The sequence below is a fragment of the Desulfurella sp. genome (assembly GCF_049977265.1).
Classification (GTDB): Bacteria; Campylobacterota_A; Desulfurellia; order Desulfurellales; family Desulfurellaceae; genus Desulfurella.
Map to the genome: position 1 here is coordinate 25,031 of NZ_JBMFGQ010000015.1, position 9,108 is coordinate 34,138.

General features: G+C 26.7%; 5 protein-coding genes. 1 reads left to right on the forward strand and 4 read right to left on the reverse strand.

Features of this window, described 5'->3' with window-relative positions:
- Nucleotides 1–51 precede the first annotated feature (51 nt).
- From ACP5FO_RS04405 to ACP5FO_RS04420, 4 genes are all read right to left on the reverse strand, one after another.
- A complete protein-coding gene (locus ACP5FO_RS04405) occupies nt 52–2,817 on the reverse strand; it encodes a PD-(D/E)XK nuclease family protein (protein WP_428157073.1) in 2,766 nt (921 codons plus the stop codon).
- On the reverse strand, nt 2,795–5,851 hold the full coding sequence (locus ACP5FO_RS04410; protein ID WP_428106835.1) for a UvrD-helicase domain-containing protein: 3,057 nt from the start codon (nt 5,849–5,851) through the stop codon (nt 2,795–2,797). Before ACP5FO_RS04410 ends, ACP5FO_RS04405 begins: the two co-directional genes overlap by 23 nt.
- 41 nt (nt 5,852–5,892) lie before the next feature.
- The gene (locus tag ACP5FO_RS04415) at nt 5,893–7,113 is read right to left on the reverse strand and encodes an EAL and HDOD domain-containing protein (RefSeq protein ID WP_428157074.1); all 1,221 of its coding nucleotides are present in this window, start codon (nt 7,111–7,113) and stop codon (nt 5,893–5,895) included.
- A 275-nt stretch (nt 7,114–7,388) separates the two neighbouring features.
- Nucleotides 7,389–8,141 carry a class I SAM-dependent methyltransferase gene (locus tag ACP5FO_RS04420; RefSeq protein ID WP_428106845.1) on the reverse strand — a complete coding sequence of 251 codons (753 nt, stop codon included), beginning with the start codon at nt 8,139–8,141 and terminating at the stop codon, nt 7,389–7,391.
- A 214-nt stretch (nt 8,142–8,355) separates the two neighbouring features.
- Between ACP5FO_RS04420 and lptE the strand changes: the two genes are divergently transcribed.
- Nucleotides 8,356–8,868, forward strand: coding sequence for an LPS assembly lipoprotein LptE (lptE, locus tag ACP5FO_RS04425; protein ID WP_428106850.1), 513 nt, complete (start codon nt 8,356–8,358; stop codon nt 8,866–8,868).
- The last annotated feature ends 240 nt before the right edge of the window (nt 8,869–9,108 follow it).

Genomic DNA, 9,108 nt, shown 5'->3' on the forward strand with positions numbered 1-9,108 from the left:
AAATCATCTTTCATCATACTAACGCGTTTTTTTGTTAATAGCAAAAAAATATTACCAGCTTCTTGTAACAAATTGACGTGAACAGATTACTTTGTATGGACAATTACTGCATTTGCTTTCAATATTTTCATCTGTACAATCAAAATACTTGCAAAATAAAATCTCATCTATAATGATTTTTAAAGCTTCTTCGTAGACTTCAAGCTGTTTATTGGTAATTTCAAAAGATATGATTTTTGATTCCTTTAGGCTCCAAAATTCAAATCTAATATTTTCTACAGTAAAATTTTTTTTAATCAAAAGTCCATACAATGGCAGCTGAAAAGACTTTATTTTGCTGAACCATTGGTCTCTATTTTCCTTTGTTGGCACAAAATCAACATTTGGTTCTTTTGGCATTCCTGTTTTATAATCAACAACTACAACTGTGCCATTTATACTATCTATTTTATCAAGTATGCCAGTTATGCGATAATTTATGTTATTAATATTTAATTTCATGTGCAACGGAAATTCTAATTGTAGCACAATCCTTTGCTTTATACTGTCAAAATTACGCTCAAAAAAACGTCTTATTGCATATTTCATCTGTTCCTTTTGTAAAAATACATATTTTGAAGGTGATTGAATATGGTTATCTATAATTGCATCTATTTTTTTAAACTCACTATGTAAATTTCCTGGGTTATATTCTTTACCTTTGTAATCCTTAAAATATTCATATAAAACTTTATGAGATATAGTGCCTATGGACATTGGATCCAAATTTTCTTCATATGAAGTTTCTTTTAATTTTAAAATATGTGAAAAATAAAACTTTGCCTTGCAGCTTAAAAAAGTATCAATAGCTGAAGCAGAAAAATAAAAATTATCTCCATTTAAAATTTGACTAACTTTTTGAGAATTTTCTATAATCAGCGGTTTCCCTTGAGCAAATGTAACCTCCATCAACGCGTCCTCTTCTTGTGGTAGGTCCAGACGTTTTTCCTGTTTTTGTATATCCCAGAAAATGCTTTCTAAAAACCTTGATTTGTTTTTATCCTGTGCGGTTTCGTAAAAGAAATACACTTCGTTTGCGCTATAGATCAGATTAAAAAAATTGTACTTTTGCATATCAAGCCTGTCTTTTGACGTTGGAAGACCAAGAAATTTCCTGATATTATCAGTTAGAATTGTGTCTTGTTTTGGTATATTTGGCATTATACCTTCGTTTGCACCCAGGTAAAAAACTCGATTGAATGTCAAATTTCTGGTCTCCAAACTACCGAGTATTTGAAAACCCTGAGTTGGACTTGAAGGAAAAGAAACATTCTTTGTTTTGATAAAATTTTTAAGTAAGTTAAAATAGCTCGAAGAAGAATCCAGCTTATATTTTTTTATATTCAAATTTGAAAGTTCATCTAGAATTTCTAAAGTTCTTTCAATATATTTTGATTCAATTGCATGCAAACCTGCATTAGAGTTGTTTTGTAAAAAATCTATTAAATCAACAACTTTATCTAAAAAATCACCTATATTTTTAATATTTAAAAAATTATCTACAATATAGAGATTTATAAATTTTACAAAATCCAAAAACTCACTGTATGAAATCTCAAAACCCTGTTGTTTAAGCTTGTCTATAGAGTCTAAAATCAATTGTTTATCTTCTAAGTCTTTTCGCTCTACAAAAGATCTGGCGTTATTTAAAAAGAAACTTTTTATACTGTAAGCATAAATTTTAGCTGCAATATCTGTACTGCCAAGCCTTAAGCTTTTTATATAAGGATGTGAAATTACATTTACATAGTCGCTTATGTATATAGAACTTGTTGCTTTTTTGTGGAGGTTTAAAAGCTTATCAAGAAGCGATATTATTGGCGTTCTTGATAGAGGATACCCTATTGAAATGTTAAAAACATCCGATTTTGGATCCAGACAATTATGAAGTAAGGCAAAAAGATAATTTTCGCTTGAAAGTACAATTAAATCATCATCTCTAAAACCATTTAGTTCTTCTTTTAGCTCTTTTAACTTAAAAATCTCGTTATGCAAATAAGGCGCTTTAGTAAAATGATACCTGGTTTTTTTATTGTATGATGCTTTTTCTTCAATGTTTTTAATGTTTAGCTTTATTAACAAATCTTTTATTTTTGGACCATATTTCGAAATAAAAATACCATTAAAAGATTCAAGCATATTTTTAAAAAGCTCTTGCTCAGTTTTTGTTAAATCATAAAATCCGGCAAAAATTATACTTTCTGTATTTTCTTGTTTATAATCCTTTGAAAACAATGAAGCTTTTTTATACTTTACAGATCTTGTGCAAAAACCATTTTCGTTTAATTTTTCATAAAAAGTTTTATAAATATAAGAAAATCTTGTAAATCTATCATTAAAATTTATCAGGTTATCAGGTAAATAACTTTGCAATAAATAATCTATACTTGAAATATCAACTTGTTCTAAATAGAGCTCTTCAAAATCAGAGTATAACTTATAACCCCAGGTCCAAAAGTAATCAATGCTTTTAGTATTTACAAAAGAAGCTTTCTGGTTAAGCTCATATAGTAAAAAAACAGCTTCGAGTGTTGAAATTTCAGGATAAACTATATCGCTATGAAGTTCGTAAATCCTATCTACAAAATCATCAATTGAAAAGAGTTCTATAAAACTCAAAGCATTCTTTTTTTTGCTTGCAAGCGATTTAGACAGGTAAATAGTTGGCCTTCTATTTGGAAAAATTACGGTAATTTGCTTTAATTCTTCATTTAAAATTAAATTTGATAAGTCTTCTATCAAATTACTTGAGCTATCAATCAAATAAGCTTTGCTCAATTTTAATGACCTCTTTTGTATTAACGTTATATAAAAAACCCAATAAATTACATTGACCAAAAACATCTTTTAAAATATTCATATAATTTAAAACCTGTGACTTATAATTTGCAATCTCTTGTTTGGTCGTCTTTCCTGTTTTGTAATCTAAAACATATATATTATTATTCTTATCAATTACCACTCTATCCATTCTAAAAATATTGCCTTTTTTGTCTATAAAGGTTTTTTCTGTAAATACTCTATTTTCTTTGTTAAATAAAATTTTGAGCTCATCTATATTTAGAATGTCCAGAATTTCTTGTTTTAGTTTATTTATATCAAAATCAATAAATTTTGAGTATTTTAAAATATAATCATCAAGTTTTAAAAAATCTTCCTCATACTTTAAATGTGCAAGTATCTTGTGATAAATTTCACCTTTTTTTGAATCTTTTATACGTTTTATAGTCCAGGTTGGAGATTGTGATAAAAGTTTATTGAAATTTGTTTTAAATTTTACAAGATTTTTGCCTGTATAAAAACTTTGTTCTTTATTAATTGAAAGCTTTGTACCAATCTCCTCTTCTTTTATTGAACACTTTGTTTCATTTTCTTTGTAATATATAAAATTATACATCTGCATTTTTGCTCTTGTTAGTGCAACGTATAAAACGTTAAAGTCTTCTATATTTTTTTTTAATTGATCTTTGTTGTAAATCTGGCAAAGATTTTCATTAGAAGTAAGATTTTTTGTAATGTATAATAAATCAAGCGCGTCTTTTGTTTCAAAAATAAATTCGTTTTGCCCATTTGATCTTTTGTTTGGATTTAAAGCAAAATTTTTATCCGCATTAAGTACATTTATTACAACATCAAATTGCAAACCCTTGGATTTATGTATCGTAAGTAACTGTATACCTTCTTGTGATTGTGAAAATTCACAGGAAAATATGTTAGATTCACCCTGTTTGTTATTTTCAAAATAGTCAATAAAAGAACCTAAATCACTTATACCAACGGATTCAAATTCCAATATCTTATCAAGCAAAAAACTTAAGTAATGACTTTCTTGCTGAAAATTTTCATCTATTTTAAATGTTTTTATTATGTTTAATACTAACTCATAAACAGGTAAATATCCCACATTGTTAAAAATTTCCTTAAAATACATATTCCATTTTTCAGCAAATGAATCTTTAAATTTTATGTATAAAAACTTTGGAGATATGTTTTCAGCTAAAAAATCCAAAATTATTGATCTATCTATAATAAAATTGAATATATCACCCATTAAAAAAGTAGCAAAACTTAAATTATCAAGCGGATTGTTAAAGAATTTTAAAAGACTTATAATTTCGTTTATTATTTTTCTTTGCCTTATGTCACTCGCACTCTGAGATAGCACTGTATAGTTTTTTTCTAAAAGCCAGCCACTTATAGTATTTATTTCTTTGTTTGTAAGGGCTAAAATTGCAATCTGATCAGATCTAAAACCGCTATTTAACAAATCATCGATAGTTTTAAGTAAACTATCTTTTATGCAATTAATGCCTTCATCGCTTGCAAAACCAAACAACTGAGTTTTTACATAACCCTTAAACAAATGTTTATCAAGCGAAATTGATTCAAAATCCAGATAATGCGTTGGATCGTTAGTTTTACTTATTGTATCTTTCAGGTATTCTTGAAAAACTTTTTTAGAGTAATCCACAATATGACCAAAAGACCTGTAATTATAATTAAGCGTTTTATTTATGCATTTACTTTGAGGAAAAAATCTTACCGGATCATCTATTAAATTCTTCATTATTTCAAAATCTGCTTTTCTAAAACCATAAATTGATTGTTTTAAGTCTCCTACTATGAATAAAGAACCGCCTTTTGAAAGAGATTCTTCTATCAAAGGTTTTAAAATCTCCCACTGAATTTTTGATGTATCCTGAAACTCATCTATTAAATAATGATATATATAGCTTCCAAGTGTGAAGTAAATTGTGGGCACATAACCTTCTTCTAACAAATTAATAATGCGTTTATTTACATCGGGCAAAAATGTCTTGCCCAATATATTGTAGGTTTTTACAATGTGGTTTTTAAAGTCTACAAATAATTTCAAATAAGGTAAACGTTTTATTTTTGCAATTTCATATAATTTTGAATTTATTTTTTCAAAACATTCTTTCCATATTTTTTTTGCTGCTTCATCTTTATAAGGAAAGTTTATCTTATTATCCACTACGCTTAGTATATTTTTTTCTTTTATTGCAAGTTTTAAACTTTCAATCTTCTTTAAACCAACATTTCCTGAAGTTTTTTCCATTGAGTGCTTTTCCAGTAAGTCAAGCATGATATCAAATATAGGGTTTAGCTCTGTTTTAAGCCTATCAAGCATATTTTTATCAAAATAAAAGAAACTTTTATGGGCAGACTCTTTGTCAAGCAAATTACTCAGTCTTGTTTTCATCGATTCAACAACCTGAAAATCCACAACAAATTTAGAGCTTTCATTTAGAAAATTCAAAAAATCAATCAAATCTGATGAAGGCGTGCTTTCTAAAAACTCATCAAAAGCATAATCTATTATGCTTTTAGAATCCACATCAACATCAAAATCAGGATTCAAGCCAAGCTCAATTGCACTTGAACGTATAATTTTTGTAATAAAACTATCTATAGTTAAAACAAGATCGCTGTAATTGTCTAAAATTTCTTCAATAGTTTTTGAAACTTGATTTATCAAATCAGAATCTGTTATACCTATAAGGTTAATTAAATGTTGTTTTTCTTCTTTTGTAAGCAAATCAAGGTATATTTTCTTTAACCACTCTAAAACTTTATTTTTTATATCATTTGTAGCATTTTTTGTAAAGGTTATGGCAATTATGTTGTTTATTTTGTTATTTAATATATTTTTTGAAAGTAAAAATTGGACTATTCTTTGAGTTAAAACATATGTTTTGCCAGAGCCTGCACTTGCCTGTACAATCTGTATGTGTGGAAAATCAGAAGCAAAAAGTGTATTTAATACTTCGTTTGTATTCTGTTTATTCACATACATATATTAACAGAATTATTTTCTAATTCAAGACAAAATCAAATATCCTTTAACAGGTTTTGAAGCCATGCATAGCTTTTTAATTTTGACTCAACAAAAGTTTCCATAGAAATACCAAGGTTTGAAAGTGTTTCTATTAAAACCAAATAATCATTTTTTTCATCAAGCTCAAGCGCAAGCAACATGGTGCCAATTTTTCCTTCTTTAAAAAGAACAGCATTTTTTATCAACTCATCAATATTTATTTGTTCAAATAACTCTTCTTTAGGTTTCTGGATAACAACGTCAATCAAAGACAAGATGCCTACCAAAAACGCACTATCTTTATCAATATCCTTAAAATTTTCACTCAGTATTTCTAATTGCTTTCCTCTAATAACAGCTGTTTGAAAAACAGGTGATTTTTTAATGTTTTGTTTGTCTGCATAAGTCAAAATTAAAAGCCAGATTTTAAGCCTATTATATCCAATTAAATTTATAGCTTGATTTATAGAGTTAATTTTTTGTTTTAAACCAAAAGCAGCTGAGTTTATAAATTTTATTAATCTAAGTGTAATATCCGGCATGGCTTCAAAAAGCTCTTTTACCTTTTTAATGCTAGCATATGAATTTAACAGGTTCAAAAGTTTGATAACGCCTACTTGATTTGGCTCTAAATCTTTTGTTTTGAGAATTGTTGGGCGTTCAAAAAAATAACCTTGAAAATACTTAAACCCCAGGTGTTTAAAAAATTCGAAATCTTCTTTTGTCTCAACTTTTTCTGCGATAAGTTTATCTGAAATTTTATAGAGTATATCCATTCTTTTTGCAATTTCCACTCTATCAGCAAGCCTGACATCAATTTTTATGTAATCAATATAGTTTATTATGGGAGTAAAATCATGGTAGCTTTTCTTATATACAAAATCATCAAGAGAAAATACATAATCTTTATCTTTTAATTGTAATACTTTTGTAATTAATTTATCCACACTTGAAAAACCTTCCAAAATTTCAATAACAAACTTTTCTTTAGGGATTAATTCGATTGTCTCGCTTAAAATATAATCACCACTGAGGTTTAAAAAACCCAAGTAATCGCCAATAACATTTTCTATACCAAATCTTTCAAATAAATTAATGATTGTTTGAGATGTAGCAAATCTATTATCATTTACAGTAACAAAATTCTTTAAACTATCCCTATATAAAAGTTCATATGCAAAAATATCCTTATTTGTGTTAACTATAGGCTGTCTTCCAATAAAATAATCCTGCATTAAAACCTCATGCTATTTTTACAAATACAAAGCAACTGCAATCGTAATTTTATACAATATTTCACTAATGTAAACTGAGAAATAAATTATAATTTTGCATATATTTTGTAATAAATTCTATACTCTATGAATTTTCAAATTATTTAGACAATTGTTAAATTCAACTATATATCCTATAGATTGTACATTTTATACAAAAATACAAAAAAGAACCATCATATGTCTCAGAAAGTTACAAAAAAAATGAATACTTTATAAAAACTATTAAATAGTTTTTATTTTATTGCAAAGATTTCTACATAATATGTAGTAATAAAAGAATGATCGTAGTTATAATACTTTCGACATTCATTTGAAAGACTAAATAATATATTAAAAATTTCATTTCTATTTTGTTCGGGTGTAACCATTCTATCAAACCATTGTGGGAGTATATATTCACTCTCTAAAACATTGCCATATTGAATTGTTAAATTCAAATCACCCAACATTTGCTCCCATTGATCTAAAGAATAGGAACATACATGCGAATTATCTCTTAGAAGCTCAATTTTGTTAATTTTTTCCTGACATTCTCTAAGATTATAGACAGAGCAATCAAGAATATAAAGTTTACCGTTTGGTTTTAATACTCTATATAATTCATTTAAAGCTTTTTTTATATTATAAAAATGGTGAGCAGCATATCTACAAGCTACAATATCAAAACTATGATCTTCATATTTTAAACTATGAACATCTCCTATTTCAAAATCAATATTATTGATGTTTAAAGATTCAGACATTTCATGTGCTTGTTTTAACATTTGGGGTGTTATATCAATAGCTATAACTTTTTCCACATACTTTGAAAGAGCAATTGCAGTATGACCCGCACCCGTTGCTATATCCAAAGCAACCGATTTTACATCTGGTTTTAAAATTTCGATCATTCTTTCTAAATAATCTTTATTTGAATGCACAGGACTTAATTTATAATTTTGAGCTTTATCTCCAAATTGGCTAATTATTATATCTTTATTGTCCATACATTCCTCCTTTGTTAGTAATTATAATATTTTAAGTTAAAAAAAACTTGAATTTTTCTTAAAGTCAAAAGACTTTTGAAAAATTAGATTTTTTTAGATAAAGTTTGAAAGATAGATGAGAATTTGTTATTATGAAACTTATGAAAATTTTTGATGATAAAATTTTTTGGTTAGACAAGTGTATATAAAAAAATATTTTAAGGTTTTTTTTGTTTTGTTTTTATTAACATCTTTAATAAGCTCATGCGGATATCAATCAACTGCCACATACATCTATACTTTACCAAACAATATTTCTAATATCTACATAGAAAATCCAAAAAATTCTACATACGAGCCAAATATTAGCATTTATTTAAAAAAAGCCATAATAGATGACTTAAAATTAGAACCAAATATTTCTGTAGTAACAAATAAATCAGAGGCTCAAGCTTTTCTTAAAACCGATATCATATCATACTCAGCAATCCCAACTGCATATACGGCAAGCGGCTTTGCTTCTATGTATAGTTGTACAATTACTGTTAAGCTTTCTTTAACAACAAAAGATGGTAAAAAAATTATATCAGACAAAATATTGACAAGTTCAAGAAGCTACAGTATACCAAATATAAATACAAACAGCATTAGTTCTATAGAATCAGCAAAACTTCAAGCAACAAAGTATGCAATATCTGATATGGCATCTCTAATTAGAGAACAATTATTTATGTCATCAGGTTTTTAAAAATACCAAATAAAATATTAATACAATTTTTTGATTGTTTAAATTCTAGTGTAAACCTTTTGACTTTTTAACCCTTTTGTTTTTTTGAAATAACTAAACACTACAATAAATTTTTTTAACATATAAATATTCTTTGTACCAAAGTATTAATATATTAAAACTTGCTTTTTTAACCATAGTGCTATATTAATCACCCGATTAATCCTTGTACATAACATTTTTATTACATGATTTTTTTAC

What these genes read in the sequence shown, in the direction of transcription:
- ACP5FO_RS04415 (WP_428157074.1), bottom strand. Translation starts at nt 7,113, where the DNA reads ATGCAGGATTATTTTATTGGAAGACAGCCTATAGTTAACACAAATAAG.
- ACP5FO_RS04420 (WP_428106845.1), bottom strand. Translation starts at nt 8,141, where the DNA reads ATGGACAATAAAGATATAATAATTAGCCAATTTGGAGATAAAGCTCAA.